The organism is Granulicella sp. 5B5 (genome assembly GCF_014083945.1).
GTDB lineage: Bacteria > Acidobacteriota > Terriglobia > Terriglobales > Acidobacteriaceae > Granulicella.
Genome location: NZ_CP046444.1, coordinates 2,422,358 through 2,437,185 on the forward strand (window position 1 = coordinate 2,422,358; position 14,828 = coordinate 2,437,185).

7 protein-coding genes are annotated in these 14,828 nt (G+C 61.4%); 2 read left to right on the top strand and 5 right to left on the bottom strand.

Annotation, left to right across the window (positions count from 1 at the left end):
- Positions 1–15: 15 nt before the first annotated feature.
- The 3 genes from GOB94_RS10175 to GOB94_RS10185 form a co-directional block, all read right to left on the bottom strand.
- Positions 16–861 carry a TIGR03435 family protein gene (locus tag GOB94_RS10175; protein WP_182275817.1) on the bottom strand — a complete coding sequence of 282 codons (846 nt, stop codon included), beginning with the start codon at positions 859–861 and terminating at the stop codon, positions 16–18.
- A 71-nt stretch (positions 862–932) separates the two neighbouring features.
- Complete coding sequence (locus tag GOB94_RS10180) at positions 933–1,793, bottom strand: TIGR03435 family protein (RefSeq protein WP_182275818.1); 861 nt, start codon at positions 1,791–1,793, stop codon at positions 933–935.
- A 19-nt stretch (positions 1,794–1,812) separates the two neighbouring features.
- On the bottom strand, positions 1,813–2,934 hold the full coding sequence (locus GOB94_RS10185) for a TIGR03435 family protein (RefSeq protein ID WP_255483834.1): 1,122 nt from the start codon (positions 2,932–2,934) through the stop codon (positions 1,813–1,815).
- Positions 2,935–3,253: 319 nt separating this feature from the next.
- On the opposite strand from GOB94_RS10185, the gene GOB94_RS10190 reads away from it, so the two are divergent.
- Positions 3,254–4,639: a carboxypeptidase regulatory-like domain-containing protein gene (locus GOB94_RS10190; RefSeq protein WP_182275820.1), complete on the top strand. Its 1,386-nt coding sequence runs from the start codon at positions 3,254–3,256 to the stop codon at positions 4,637–4,639.
- On the opposite strand, the gene GOB94_RS10195 is transcribed toward GOB94_RS10190, so the two are convergent.
- The gene (locus GOB94_RS10195) at positions 4,629–6,416 is read right to left on the bottom strand and encodes a CRTAC1 family protein (protein ID WP_182275821.1); all 1,788 of its coding nucleotides are present in this window, start codon (positions 6,414–6,416) and stop codon (positions 4,629–4,631) included. The genes GOB94_RS10190 and GOB94_RS10195 overlap by 11 nt on opposite strands.
- 78 nt (positions 6,417–6,494) lie before the next feature.
- Positions 6,495–10,181, bottom strand: coding sequence for an FG-GAP-like repeat-containing protein (locus tag GOB94_RS10200; RefSeq protein WP_255483835.1), 3,687 nt, complete (start codon positions 10,179–10,181; stop codon positions 6,495–6,497).
- Between the two features lie 596 nt (positions 10,182–10,777).
- Here GOB94_RS10200 and GOB94_RS10205 point away from each other — a divergent pair.
- On the top strand, positions 10,778–14,590 hold the full coding sequence (locus GOB94_RS10205; protein WP_182275823.1) for a TonB-dependent receptor: 3,813 nt from the start codon (positions 10,778–10,780) through the stop codon (positions 14,588–14,590).
- Positions 14,591–14,828: the final 238 nt, after the last annotated feature.

A 14,828-nucleotide genomic window follows, 5' to 3' on the forward strand; every position in this document is an offset into this window, starting at 1 on the left:
GGTGGCCATCCGTGGTCAGTTCTCCGAGGGCATCTCGACGTGGTCGATGACGAAGGTTTCGATGGAAGCTTTGGAGGGTTTGAGCTCGAGCCCGAGCTGTTCTTTGAGGGCTGTGAAGATGTCGGGCGGGGCGTCGGAGTCGGTGGAGGGCGGAGCGTCGTCGCGTGCCCATTTGAGCTGCAGGTTGTACTTGCCGGTGAGGCCGGTCTTGTCGATGACGACGCGCTGCAGCTGGCTGGGGAGGTAATCGACCAGTGTGGAAACAGGAACGCCGGTCGCGGTGAGGCTGCCGTTCCGCACGCTGAAGCCGCCGGCCTTTACGCCGTTCACGCCGGTGTCGCTTGTTGACTCGGCGGCGGTGGTGGCGCTGAACTTTGGACCGCCTTTGGTGATGACGAGATCGTAGATCGGTTCGATCTTCCAATCGCGATGGAACTTCAGCTGGAAACGGTCGGTCAGAATGGGCTGCAGCATGGAGCGGCTTTGCGCCCGTGTGAGGGACTTTAGCAGCTTCTTATCGGGAGCGATGATCTTGGCGCGGATGTCGAAACGTGCCGAGTCATTCCATTTGGGAAGGCCGGAGAGCTGCGACTCCTTGAGACTGTAGGCTTCGAGGATGAGTGTCTTGAGGGAGATATTTGCCGCGTCGAAGTTACCATCGCCGATGGAGACGTTGACGCTGCCGCTGCCGGTGTTGTTGGGTTTGATCGAGACGACGTCGTAGGCGGGTACCTTTGTATCCGGGACGGGGGACTGCGCCGCGATGCGCGGCTGGTGGAGGGCAGCGGCGGCCATCGCGAGGAGGAGCGCGATGCTCTCAGCATACCTTGCAGGCGGACTGTGGGCCGGTTGCGCGCGCATAGAAACAGGCGGTCCTTAGTCGTTGGGATAAGAGTCAGACGTAGCGGGTGCGGCAGGGTTTCAGGCGTGCGCTAATTTTCTGAAGGCTTTTCAGCCTGATCGATAACGAGAGTGTCGACGGGACCTTTGGTGGATTGGAGCTTGAGGCCGAGCTGCTCCTGCACGGCTGTGAAGATGGAGACACCGGCGTCGTCGGAGGCGGCGGGTGGGCCGGATTCGTCGGAGCGCCACTTGAGCTCGAAGTCGAAGTCGCCGGTGAGACCGGTCTTGTCGATGACGGGGTAGTGGAGGACATACGAGAGCTGGTTGGCGATGGTCTTCATGGGAATGCCTTGTCCCTGGAGCGTGCCTGGGCCCATCATCATCCTGCCGGGCCTGCGAGCTGCCACAGGGTCTTTCGCGGCGTCAGGTGGCGGGGTGAAGGGCGCTGAGGGTTTGAGTTTAGAGCCACCCTTGGCGAGGACGAGGTCGTACTCAGGGAGGACCTTGGTTTCGTGATGGAGCTTGAGGTGGAAACGATCAGCGAGCAGAGGCTGTAGGAGAGACTCGCGCTGGCGCTGGGTGAGCTTCTTGTAAGCTTCGAGGTCCTGCCCAGCGACCTTGGCCTGGACATCGAAGCCGGAGGAGTCGACCCAGGAAGGGCCGCCGGTGATCTGGTCCTGCCGGATGCCGTAGGCGTTGCCGATGAGAGTCTTCAAGGAGATGTTGTTGCAGCTGAAGCCGTCGGGCGTGTTCATGATGCGCATCCCGCGGGCGCTGGGGTCGCTCGGCTTGACGGAGGCGATATCGTAGACAGGCAGGTTGACGTCCGTCGTGGCCGCCGGCGTAGAGAGGTCGGAGACGGGAATCGGGGGAGCCTGCGCGTGGATCCCATGCAATGGGACGGTAAGGAGGGCGGCCAACAGCAGGGTGCGCGCGGAGTTGTGGATCATGGTGCGAATCCTTTACGCGTTAGTTGGCCGAGGGCTTTTCAACGTGGTCGAGGGCGATGACCTCGACCGAAGTTTTTTCGGAGCTTAACTTGAGGCCGAGCTGCTGCTGCATGGCTTCGGTGAGGCTGGGTGCGGGCTCGACGCCATCGGCGAGCTTGCCGACGGGAGAGTGACCGTTGAACTGCGTCTCGTCGGGAAGGAAGGTGAGAGTGAAGTCGTACTTGCCCTTGAGGCCGGTTTTGTCGACAACGGGGCGGTCGAGCACGAGCGACTGGAGGAAGCCGGTGAACTCCGGGATGGCGGCGTTGCGGACCATGAGTGTAAGGCCGCCGGTGGCAGGGCGCATGCCAATGCCGGGCAGCGGGCCAGTGAGTTGTGTGGGGGCGAGCTTTGAGCCGGTCTTGTCGACGCTGAGGATGAAGGCGGAGAGCTCGCGTGTGTCCTTGTGGAACTTGAGCTGGAAGCGGTCGGTGAGGAGCTTGCGGATCATGCTGCGGACCTGCTCGGGGTTGGGCGCGCCGTCGACGTCGGGGACGGCGTCAATGTCGTAGCGGTCGCTGCTCATCCAGGAGGGGCCGCCGATGATCTGCTTGGCCTGGACCTGGTAGGAGAAGGCGATGAGGTCTTCGAGGGATGAGGCGCGGGTGCGGAAGTTGCGGCCGTTGACGGTGAGGCCGCGCATGCTGGTGGCGCCGGAGTCGTTGGGCTTGATGGTGGCGACCTCGAAGGAGGGGTTGGCGTCAGCGGGCATGAGCTTGGGCGGCGGAGGCGGCGCGGGGATCTCCCATGCGGTGGTCTTGGTGGCGCGGGCGAGGACGAGAGGGGTCGGGGTTGGGCCCTGTGTCCAGGTGCCGGTGATGGTGTTGCCGTCAGCGCTGAGCTTGCCTTCGTAGGTGCCACCGATGAGATCGACGGAGCACTTGAAGTCGGAGCCGTCGAGGGAGATGGACGATGCCTTGATGGGCTGCGCTCCCTGGTCGATGCTGTACATTGTGCCTTTTAGGGCGCCGTTGTCTTTGGCGATGACCAGGATGATGCGGAGGTCTTTCTGCACCTTGAGAGTGCCTTGCCAGTTGCCGGTGATGTCCTGCGCATGGAGCACGGAGCCGAGCAGTGCAAGGCAGGCGACGAGACAGAGCATGAACCTTTTCATCGGAGAGTCTCCCAGGGTGCTGCAGAGTCATTTACTGCGGAAGCGGCCCGAAACCGGGGCGGCGCATGAGATTTTGGTGGTCCTGGTGCGGTTGGACAAGAGTGCTGATTCGAAGGTTAGCAGGTGGCGGCGATTTTTCATGCATACGAATTAGGTGCCTGATTTGTTCCCGTGCCTTGTGAAGGGCCTGTGCTGCGAGCGGAATGTTAAGCTCGGGCGCTATAGTGGCAGGGACAAGGCGGATGCGTTGATGTTGGTTAAAGCGAGGAATTTGCTGCGTAAAGAGAGGTGGCTCGGAGCAGTTGCTGTGGCTGTTCTGTGCGCCGGTGTGGCTGGCGGGCAGCAGCCGACGGTGCAGGTTCGGGGGACGGTGAAGGACGCGAAGGGCGCTGCGGTGACGGGTGCAGCTGTGCGGCTGCGGGAGGCTGCGGGTGTGGATGTCCAAGCTATTACGGATGGGGCGGGCAGGTTTGTGCTGCCGGCAGTGGCGCAGGGTGATGCTTCGGTGACGGCTTCGGCGCGAGGGATGGAAGCACGCGCAGATGTGTCGGCGGCGAAGCTGGTGGAGCCGATGGTGCTGGTGCTGCGGCCAGCTGGGAATTCTGTGGGCGAGATGGAGTTCAGCGATGCTCCGAAGTTTTCAGTGGCGGGCGTGACGGACTGGACGGCGGTGGGTGGGCATGGGTCGGATGCGACGCTGCGGACGAGCGAATCGCTGGCGAGTGCGACGGCGAGTTTGCCGGGTGATGGTGCGGGTGCGGCGACTCCGGATGAGATGAAGGTTGCGGCTGAGGTCCGCGAAGATGAGGACCGCGGTGAGGTCGCGAAGGCGCAGGAGCGGGTGCATGCTGCGCTGCAGGCCCATGCGACAGCGAACCTGTATCGGCTGGCTGGCGAGGTGGATGAGAAGGGTGACGATCCGCTGGCGGCGGTGCGTGAGTTTGAGCAGGCGGCGAAGCTGGAGCCGAGCGAGGTGAACGAGTTTGAGTGGGGCTCGGAGCTGCTGGTGCATCGTGCGATATGGCAGGCGGCGGCGGTGTTTGAGCATGGGGCGGAGATGTATCCGGCTTCGGTGCGGATGCAGACGGCGCTGGGGACGGCGCTATTTGCGGGTGCGCGGTATGAACAGGCGGCGGAGCGGTTGTGCAAGGCCTCAGACCTTGCGCCGGAGGATGCGGAGCCTTACGAGTTTATGGGGAAGGTGGAGCTTGCAGCGCCGGAGGCGCTGGCATGCGTGGAGCCGCATTTGGCGCGCTATGTGCGGCTAAAGCCGGGGAGCTCCGAGGCGCATTATTTGTATGCGATGGCGCTATTGAGGCGGCAGGAGAGTGCTCCGGATGCAGCTGCGGTTGCACAGGCTGAGGCGCTGCTGAAGAAGGCTGTCGCGCTGGATGCGAAGTGTGGCGATGGGTACCTGGAGCTGGGCGTGCTTGCGGCGCAGCGGAAGGATCTGCCGACGGCGATTGGGTACTACTCGAAGGCGATTGATGCGGACCCGATGATGGCGGATGCTTACTATCGGCTGGCGAAGGCGTACGAGCGCACGGGGCAGCGCGAGAAGGCGAAGGAAGCGTTCGCCATGCATGACAAGGTGACGCAGGAACAGGCGGCAGCGACGGAGCGACAACGCAAGGCGGTGAAGCAGTTTCTGTTTGCGAAGCCGGGTGATGCGCCGACAGTTGCTACGCCTTAGTGCTGGGTTTGTCGGACTTGATGATGCCTTCGCCTTCGCGGATGGTGAGGATCTGATTGGCCTTGATGTGGGGGAAGTGCTCGAGTTTTTGCGTAGTGGGCCACTTTATTTCGATCATGTCGACGGTGTCGGCTTTGCCGAGCCCGAAGTGCAGGCGCAGATCGTTCTGTGACATGACGCTGCCGCCGCTGGCGACCTCGTCCATTTGAATGTGTTTGCCGGTGATGACACGGACGCGCGCGCCGATGGCGGTGCGGTTGCAGTGCGTGCCGATGAGCTTGATTTTGATCCAGTTCTGCTTGTTGCTGCCGCCTTCATTGCGAAGTAATGAGGGTGGGTCGTTGAGGTTGAGGACGAGGGCGTCCATGCAGCCGTTGTTGTTGTAGTCGCCGAAGGCTGCGCCGCGGCTGGAGAAGCGCTCGCTGATGCCGGGGCCGAGCTCGGCGGAGACGTCTTTGAAGCGGCCGTTGCCGAGGTTACGGTAGGCGATGCGGGGGTTCTTGTAGGTCTCACCGAAGTTGTAGCGGTCTACTTCGGGATAGACGTGTCCGTTGACCTGGATGAGGTCGGCCCAGCCGTCGTTGTCGAAGTCGAGGAAGCCGCAACCCCAGGCGACGTAGCGATTGTTGACGCCGACGCCGGAGGGCGCGGAGACGTCCGTGAATGTGCCGTCGCCGTTGTTGTGGTAGAGGTTGCAGGTGTCGTCGACGAAGTTGGTTTTGAAGATGTCGAAGAAGCCATCGCAGTCGTAGTCGGCGACGGCGACGCCCATGCCTGCCTGCTCGTGGCCGTCTTCGTTGTAGGCGCAGCCGGCCATGACGGCTATGTCGGTGAATGTGCCGTCGTGGTTGTTCTTGAAGAGGACGCTGGGCATGGAGTCGACGGCGATGTAGATGTCGGGCCAGCCATCGTTGTCGAAGTCGTAGGAGACGGAGGTGATGGAGTAGCGTGGGCCGGGCGCGAGGATGCCGGACTTTGCGGAGACGTCGGTGAATGTGCCGTCGCCGTTGTTGTGGTAGAGGATGTTGGTGTCGGGCGGGAGGCCGCGTGGGCCGCAGAGAATGGGCACGCCCTTCCACTGGCAGTAGTGGGTTTCGTTGGCGGGCGGGATCTTGTCGGGGTCGATCTTGATGTAGTTGCAGACGAAGAGATCGAGGTGGCCGTCGCGGTCGTAGTCGAGGAAGCTGCAGCCCGCGCCCCAGCGGCCCTGCTCCTGATAGAGGCCGGCTTTGCGGGTGACATCAGTGAATGTGCCGTTGCCGTTGTTGTGGAGGAGGCGGTTGTGGCCGAGGAAGCAGCAGAAGAGATCGTCGAAGCCGTCGTTGTTGTAGTCGCCGACGCAGACGCCGGTTTGCCAGCCGGTGATGCCGAGGCCGGAGTGTTCGGTGACGTCGGTGAATGTGCCGTCGCGATTGTTTTTGAAGAGATGCGAGGTGGGCGCTTTGCCGGCAGGCCAAGTGGTGTCGAGACGGTTGCCGTTGGTGAGGTAGATGTCGAGCCAGCCGTCGTTGTCGAAGTCAAAGAAGGCGAGGCCTGAGCCCTTGGTTTCGATGATGGAGCGCTTGTGGTCGATGCCGCCCCAGACGTTGGTGACGTTGAGGCCGGCGGTTTGAGCAACATCGACGAAGCGGATGCCGAGGTTGCCGGGCTTTGTCTCGACGGCTTCGACGGTGAGCGGATGCTTCCAGCGCCAGAGTGGCGTGGCGAGGGCGTCGGTGAGTGCCCCGCCGAGGAGGACGAGAGAGGAACCGAGGAAGCGACGGCGAGGGGTGATCATGCTGGGCAGATTATAGAGACGCTGTGTTGCGTGAGGGAAGCGCGGTGAGGAGTGCGTTGTGCGGACGAAGGGGCATTGTCATTGCAGTGTGTCCAGGGCTTTGAGCGCGACGGCGTTTTGCGGCTGGTGCTGGAGGAGGCTTTGCAAGGCAGCGCGGGCGCGCGCCTTGTCACCCTGCATGGCGTAGAGGCGCGCAAGGTTGAGGTAGGCCTGGTCGTTGTCAGGTGCGCGCTCGATGCCGGTTTTGAACTGCTGCTCGGCGAGGTCGAATTGCTGGAGACGCACGTAGATGATGCCGAGGTTGTTGAGTGCTTCCGGATAGATGGGGCGAAGCACGATGGCCTGCTGGAGATAGCCGGCGGCGGTCTGGAGCTGATTCTGCTGGGCGTAGAGCATGCCGAGGCTGTAGTGGACCTCGGCATCGTCGGCCTGCAGGGCGAGCGCACGCTTGAGGGCGGACTCAGCCTGTGGGTATGCTCCGGCGCGACGGTAGACGTTGCCTAGATTGAGGAGCGCGATCTCGTAGTCGGGGCGCAGTTCGAGTGCCTGCTGGAAGTTTTGTACGGCCTCTTCTGCGTGGCCCTGTTGCGCGGCCATCATGCCGAGGTTGTTCCAGGCCTCAGGGTAGTTGGAGCGCAGCTTGAGGGCGTGGTTGAGGTATTCACGTGCCTGGTCGAAGTTGTTGCGGCGGAGGTTGAGCGTGCCGAGGTTGTAGTAGGCCTCGGGGTCGCTGGGACGGGTGGCGACGACCTGTTGGAAGGAGGACTCGGCCTGCTCGTAGTAGCCGTGCTGGAAGAGGGCGACACCGTAGGTGAAGTCGTTGCGCTGGAGCGTGCTCTGATAGAGGCGCCCTTTGAAGGGCAGAGCGCGTTCGATGCGCTGCTGCGGCGTGGTGGGAGCCGTGGCGACGTCGTGGAGGATGCGATCGGCGGAGATGGAGCCCTGGTAGACCTTGACGATCTGGCCTTCCTTGTCGAGGAGGAAGGCGGTGGGGAAGGCGAGGTCGCGGCGTCGGTCGAAGAGGTAGCGATAGATGATGTTGTAGATACCGCCGACTTCGGGTGTGCCGAGGAGCACGGGGAAGGCGAGGCCAGACTGTTTGGCGAAGGAGCGGACGGCGTCGGATTGTGCGGGTTCGTCGAGACTGAGAGCGATGAGTTGGAGCGATGCGTTGTGGAGCTGCGCGTGGTTGCGTTGCAGGTGAGCGAGCTGTGCCGTGGACGCCGGTGATGTTGTGGCGAAGAGATGTAAGAGAACGTAGCTGCCGAGTGAGTCCTGGAGGTGATGTGTTGTGCCGGTTGTGTCAGAGAGTGAGAATGCGGGAGCCTTGAGGGGCGTAATGAGCCAGGTGTCGACGTCGGCGGGCAGGGACTCGCGTGGTGCAGGTGGGCCGGGCTGTTGGTAGAGCTGGGGCGGTGCAACGAATGGCTTGGATGTGAAGGTGGCGAGGCCTTCTTCGAGCTCGATGCGCTGGTTGATGGGGAGAGCTTCAAAGGTTTGGGCGAGGCCGCTGGGCCAATGGATTGTGGCAGTGAGTGGGCCTTCGAATATTCCTACGCCGAAGAAGAGCTCTTTGGAGTGCTGGCCGAGAAAGCCGGTGCCGGCCTGAAGATATTTGGTCTGCTTGAGTGAACCTGCCTGGAGCGTGATGGACGTGCCGATGGCGTCGCGATTGCTCTTGTGGCCACGGAGGCGGAAGCAGACGGAGTGGCCGATCTCGGTGAGGTTGTTGCGGAGGATGCGGAGTTGCGGGGCGTTGCGGTTCTTGAGAAGAAGCTCCAGGCGGCCGTCGTGGTCGATGTCGGCCAGAGCGAAGGAGCGGCTGTCTTCGAGACAGTCGAGGCCGACCACGGAGGAGACCTCGGCGAAGGTGCCGTCGCCGTTGTTGGCGAACATTACGTTGCGTTGGTAGGCGTTCCAGGAGTTGTCGGCGCGGACGAGCTCGTTGATGGCGTTCCAGCCGTGCTCGTAAGCGAGGCGCGGGGAGGCGTCGTCGGGAGAGTTGGCGACGATCTGCCGCCAGAAGAAGCTGCCGATGTCGGTGAGGTCGGCGGCGGAGATGTAGCCATTGGTGACGTAGAGATCGGAGAAGCCGTCGTGGTCGAAGTCCCAGGCGTCGGCGGCCCAGGACCAGTGGGCCATGGCGGTGTTGGACTCCGCGCCGCCATTGTGGAAGGTGCCATTGCCGAGGTTGCGGTAGAGAGCGTTACCGAGGGCTTGTCGCTGATAGGTGGAGCGGACCTCCTCGGTGGCATCGGGGTGAAACTGCTTCTGGTGGGAGACACGCTGGCCGGCGGCTTCCCACATGCTTGAGATGTAGATGTCCTGATGGCCGTCGTTGTCGAAGTCGGCCCAGCAGGCGCTCATGCCGGCGGCTGCGTCTTCGACGTGCGACTGCTGCGAGATGTGCTGAAAGGTTCCGTTGCCGTTGTTGCGATAGAGCTGCGACTTGCCGAAGTCGTTGGCGATGCAGAGGTCGGGCGCGCCGTTGCCGTTGGAGTCGCCCCAAGCGCAGGCGAAGCTGTAGCGGTTGTTCTCGACGTTGAGGCCTGCGGCCTGCGTGGTCTCGACGAAGCGGCCGTTGCCTTCGTTGTGGAGCAGGCAGTTCTGTGGGCCGTTGCGGGCGTCGTAGTAGGGCACGGGGTAGTGGTACTGGTCGAGGCCGAGGTAGTACTGATAGGTGCAGAAGTAGATGTCGAGGCGGCCGTCGTTGTCGTAGTCGGCGAGGGCGGCGTGCGTGAAGGTGCCGTTGGGCGGGGCAGCGAACTGGAAGGCATCGTGCTTGAGAGCGAAGGTGCCGTCGCCGTTGTTGCGGAAGAGCAGCGGGCCGCTGCCGCAGACGACGAGGAGATCTTGCAGGCCGCGGTTGTCGAAGTCCGCGAAGAGGGCGCAGGCGGTGTTGTCGAGGACATCGACGCCGGCGTGAGCGGAGACATCTTCAAAGGTGCCGTCGCCGCGGTTGCGGTAGAGGCGGTTGGGCAGGCCGGCGGGTTGACAGACGTAGATGTCGTCGAGGCCGTCGTTGTTGTAGTCGCCGGCCGTGATGCCGTTGTTGGCGTAGATGTCGATGCCACAAGCACCGTCGAGCACGGTGCGCCAGTGATCGACGCCGTGTTGCAGCTGATCTGTATAGGAGCTGTTGCCCGCGAGGGCGTGCGCTGTGATGTCGATGAAGGAAGAGGGCTCGCCGATGCTGAGACGTTCGCTGAGGGCTTGCCAGCGGTGGATGGTCCACGCGGGCGGGGTTGTCTGGCTGCAGAGGAGCTGCCAGCCGCCGACGCGTTCTTCCCGGCGACGGTCATGACGTGTGCCTGCGATGTTGTAGCGCATCTCAATCTGCACGGTGAGCGGGGAGGTGGAGGCGACGTCGATGGCGTAGATTTCGAACTCTGCAACGGTGATGGCCGAGAGCGGGTCGAGCCAGTTGGTGATCTCCTTGAGGAAGGCTGCGGACGTGGTGCTGGCGGCGGGTGCGAAGCTGCGTTGCGAGACATGGATGCCTGCGCGATCGCGGAGGACGACCTCGTGTGCAGGTATCAGAGAAGAGGCCTCGAAGTGGTCTGACAGCAGCGCCAGGAGATGTTCGTGATTCGGAGAAACGGAAGTTAGTTTGCGGGCCCAGAGTGCGAAGAGAACGGCGATCTGGGAGGCGTAGCTCTCGGTGATGTACGAGTCCGAACCGGGAGGGACGAGGCGGAGGACATCGGCGAGCGAAGACGGCGAAGGATAGTGAGGACGGTAGCGTGTGGTGTCACCGAAAAGCAAGGATTCATGGTGATTTTGCGTGCCCGCGGGCACGCGCAGAAGAGGACTGCCACAGAAAGGCGCCGCGCGAAGAGTGAAGGCTGTGGCACCTAAAGCGCGAAGAAGCTCACGTCTGGAGAGGAGCGTTTTGTGGGGGGAGCGATGTGGCATGCAGATCCGAAGGGCGGGCATTGAGCGTCCGCAGAATACCACTCCGCTGTCAGCGTGGTGGAGAAGGGACAACATGCCGCGGAGTAGGTGTGCAGGTTGGATAGACAGCTTTTTGGTGTGTCCCAAATTTGAAGTATTGACAGTGCCAGTTCAGTTCAGTAGTGTTCCGGCGAGACATATGCAAGCGGTTACATCGTCGCGAACCTTTTACTTCCCCAGCTTTGTGATCTTGAAGCCGAGCATGGACAGTGAGCTGGCGGATAAAGCACTTGAAGCAGCATTTGACACGATTTCTTCCGTTGGCTTGGATTGTGGCGGCAAATATTGAAAGCGCTTACACTGCGGCGTGATTTTTCGTAATGACGGCCAGGCAATACGCACTGACCGCGCGAACGCCGCAGGGAGCGAACAGCACGATGCAGGAACTTTGGAGGAGGTAACTTCGGATGAACCACGATCGCAATCCGATCACGCGCACATTGAAGCCAGCACGCTTTGCGCTGGCGTTTCTATTTTTGTTAATGGCTACGGCCGGGTACGCGGGCGCACAGGTCGATGAAGGATCGATCGCCGGCACAGTTATGGACCCCACCGGCGCCGTCGTGCCCGGCGCTTCCGTAACCGTTACCAACACCGATGTCGGATTGAAGCTGCAGGGCACCACCAACAGCGCAGGCGAGTTCACCTTCTCTCCGGTCAGGATCGGACACTACTCGGTCACCGCATCAGCGCCCGGTTTTCAGAAGACGACGCAGCAAAACTTGACCGTCAACATTGCAGAGCACCTGCAGGTTCCCATCCAGCTGAAGACGGGCGCGATCTCGGACACGATCGAAGTCACGACGGAGCCTCCGCAACTACAGACAGACGAGTCCTCGGTCGGCCAGGTGGTCACGGAAAAGACCGTCAACGACCTGCCGCTGAACGGACGTAACTTCACGTTTCTTGCTCAACTGGGAGCCGGTACGCAGTCGGCAGAGGCCGATACACGCGGTAACTCGGCTTCCGGTGCGTTCTCCGCCAACGGGCTGCGGCCAGCGCAGAACAACTACCTGCTCGACGGCATCGATAACAACTCCAACGCGGTCGACTTCCTGAACGGCACCAACTTCATCGTGCTGCCTCCGATTGACGCCATCGCCGAGTTCAAGGTGCAGACCTCGGACTACAGCGCCGACCTTGGGCGCGCAGCCGGTGCCGTACTCAACGCCTCCATCAAGTCCGGTACCAATAGCCTGCACGGCTCGGTCTGGGAGTTCTTCCGCAACGATGTGCTCGACGCTCGCGACTTCTTCGAGCCTGCCGGCCAAAAGAAGGCTGCGTTCCGCCAGAACCAGTTCGGCGCATCTATCGGCGGCCGCATCATCAAAGACAAGCTCTTCTTCTTCGGTGACTACGAAGGCCTGCGGCGTGTACAGGGCCAGACCACAACCGCCACTGTTCCTACACTGAATGAGATCAACAGCGGATACACAAACCTCGCGGACATCCTGAATGGACAGGCTGGAGCGAAACCGCAGGTCGACCTTCTCGGTCGCAGTATTCCGCTCGGCGCTGTTCTCGATCCCGCGACGACCCGACTTGTAAGCGCAGGTGTGCTCGATCAAACCTCAGGCATCGTCACCCCTCAACCCACCAGTGGGTCTGTGCCGGTGGGAACGCCCCTTGGCTACGTGCGCGATCCGTTCGCGGGCAATCAGATCCCAGCAGGCCGGATAGACCCGGTGGCCCTCAAGATTCTCTCGTTATTTCCGAAGCCGACGAACAGCCTCTACGCTTCCAACTTCGTCTCCAGTCCCGACCTGTATGAACATCGCAACGCCTTTGATGTTCGCGTCGACTACAATGCGAGCCAGAAGGACCAGGTCTTCGGCCGCTTCAGCTACGTCGACGATCCTCAGTACATTCCTGGTGTCTTCGGCGGCATTGCCGATGGCGGCGCCTTCCAGCAGGGCATCCAGACGGCGCACTCCAATCAGTCGGTCATAGGCTATACGCATGTCTTTACGCCATCCACCATCAACGTGCTCCATGTCGGTTTCAACCACCTGCACACCACGCGCTACGGCCCTGAGGGTGGCGTCAACGGCATCCCTGCTCAGTACGGCATTCAGGGTATCCCGCAGTTCTCTGAGAATGGCGGCCTTCCCCAGATCAATTTTGGCGGCCTGTCGACGCTTGGCTCCAACTCGTACCTGCCGTCGGATGAGACGAGCCAGACATTGCAGATTACCGATGACTTCACCAAGGTCTACAAGACCCACAGCTTCAAGGTGGGCATTGAATCGCAGCTCGTAAAGAACGATGTACTACAGCCGCCGAATGCGAAAGGTGACTTCGACTACAACGGGACATACACTGACGTTCCGGCCCAGAACAGCAAAACCACCGGTCTGGCACAGTTCCTCATCGTGCCGGAGGTGGCGACCGTTCCCAATGGTTTCGACTACTCCGGTGGCTCGGATAACGTCCAGGCTTCAAACTCCAGCAAGACCGATGACTATCGCACCTATCTTGCGGGTTATATCCAGGATGACTGGAAGGCAACTCCAAAGCTGACCTTCAACCTGGGCGTTCGCTACGACTACTTCTCGCCGATTCGAGAGACCAATGGCGGCCAAGCGAACTTTGTACCCAACGGACCACTCAATAACGGCACTCCGACCTATCTCATCCCTGCGTCAGGTAAGGCGGATGCGAATGTTGCGTCGACATATCCTGTGTTTGCCGCTTTGCTACAGACGGATGGAATTACGCTAGAGCAGACCGACAAGTATGGCCAGGGCCTCGTGCAGACTCAGAAGACCAATGTCTCGCCACGCATCGGTGTTTCATACCAGGCAAGCAACAAGCTTGTTCTCCGTGCGGGTTTTGGATACTTCTTCAACTCGTTTGAAAATCAAGGCTATGGCCCGAACATCGGCGAAAACTATCCCTTCCAGTTCCAGTTCAACTACTCGGGGCAGTCACCGCTAACAACCCCCGGTGCGTCGGGAGTTGCGCCGGTCAGCTACAACACCGCGTACGCTGGCAATCCTACGTCGACCCCACCTATCCCACCTTGCGCCACGGCTGGCCCAGGGCAAACAGCGAGCATAGGCTCCGGCCTCTCCTGCTTCAGCTTCAATCCTGCCCTGGTCAACCCGGCGAATCTAGGTCTGCAAGGCCTCCAGTTCGACTACAAGACACCACGCACGCTCAGCACCAACTTCAGCGTGGAGTATGCTCTCACCCGCTCGCTCTCAGCTACCGTGGCGTATGTCTTTACGCAGGCCCAACATCTGCAGATCGGTATCGGCAGCAATAACGTAACAGCCATCCTGCCAGCGAGTGCCAACACAAAGAACCCGGCTGCGCCCGGCACAGGCGGCACGGTTCCATTCGTCGATTTCGGCTCGGGCGCCAGCTACCAGGCGACGGCCGGTTCCAGCAACTACAACGGCCTGCAGGTCAAGCTCGAGCAGCGCTATGCCAATGGTCTGTCCTTCCTGTTCGCGTACACCTACTCCAAGACGCTCTCCGACGCACTCGACCTCCTCAACGGAGGTAGTCTCGGTGGCTTCCGTGCCCCATCCGTTCCGGGGCTTGGACCGAGCTTTGACTATGGCCCGGCGGACTTCGATATTCGGCAGGTACTGCACTTCAGTGGCGGCTATGAACTTCCGTTTGGCGCAGGCAAGCACTTCGCAAGCTCTGCCGGCAGAGGCATGAACTATCTGATCGGAGGCTGGTCGGCAAACTACATCCTCACGCTGCAGGGCGGTCAACCGATTACACTTGGCTGCCCCACCGCGACAACGGCTGGAACAAGCTGTAACGATGTGCGTGTACCGGGACAGAATCCCGATCTGGGGATTCACATCACCGCGAACGGACCTCGCTGGTTCAATAACCCGGCGGCGTTCCAGCAACCCTGCCCATTGGGTGCCGCCGCAACCGCTGGCTGCATTCCGCTCACAGGCAGCGCGATCCTCGGCGACTCGCAGGGCACCGTCTCAGGGCCGGGTTTCCACCGCCTCGACTTCTCGCTGTTCAAGGACATCAAGTTCAGCGAGCGTTTCCGTGGCCAGTTCCGTACGGAGTTCTTCAATATCGTCAACCATCCCAACTTCGACGCCCCTGGATTTGGTGGCAATGGTGTCGTCTCCATCAGTGGTTCAACAGCCTTCAACAACAGCAACTTCGGCTTAGTCGGAGCTACACGCGACAATCCGTACGACCCGCGCCAGATCCAGTTTGCCTTCAAGTTGTACTACTAGCCCAAACACGAAGCCCCGGAAGGACGCTACTATACCTCTTTCCGGGGTTTATCGTTGGGGGGAGCCGTGGGCTGGGGCTCGTGCGAGGTTGCTGGTAGCGATGGTGAGCCGGAGAAGCTATCGGATGTTGACTGCCGGTTGCATTCTTTGCAGCGCCATCGGTGCGGCGCAGCAGGGCGCAAATCCTCCTACAGACCAGCGGCTGGAGACGATCCTCCAATCTGCTCAGGCCGAATAC